Consider the following 515-nt stretch of genomic DNA (forward strand, 5'->3'; position numbering starts at 1 on the left):
CCCAGCTGTCCACCCGCTCCACTGATTTCAATGAGCTGCTGGAGCGGGTGGACAGCTGGGACTACAGCCTCTCCGCCAACCGCCACTCCACCCTGGTGTGGGAGCGGGTCTATCCGTCCGGCTACGCCACGCTCGAGTTCGGCTTCCCGCGCAACGACGTCTTCCACCGCGCCACCGCCGAGGACGTGGCGCGGCTGCGGAAGCGGCTCGGCGTCCCGGAGGGCAGCACGGCGGTGCTGTACGCGCCCACGCACCGCGACTACCAGCGCGGCTATCTGCCACGTCTTGACCTGGAGCGGATGGCCCGCGCGCTGGGCCCCGGCTTCACCTTCCTGGTGCGGCCGCACTACTTCTACGGGGCGCACGGCGCCGGTGACGGTCCGGGCAGCGGACGGGTCATCGACGTCTCGGGGCACGCAAGCGTCGAGGAGCTGTGCCTGGCCGCCGACGCGCTGCTCACCGACTACTCGTCGATCATGTTCGACTACGCCAACCTCGACCGCCCCATCGTCGTC

Annotated in this window: 1 protein-coding gene; it reads left to right on the forward strand. The window is 69.9% G+C overall.

What is annotated here, in order from left to right:
* The coding region (locus CCN51_RS50545; protein WP_211303339.1) for a CDP-glycerol glycerophosphotransferase family protein at nucleotides 1–515 on the forward strand (515 nt) is incomplete at both ends.

Source organism: Streptomyces milbemycinicus, assembly GCF_002154605.1.
Classification (GTDB): domain Bacteria; phylum Actinomycetota; class Actinomycetes; order Streptomycetales; family Streptomycetaceae; genus Streptomyces; species Streptomyces milbemycinicus.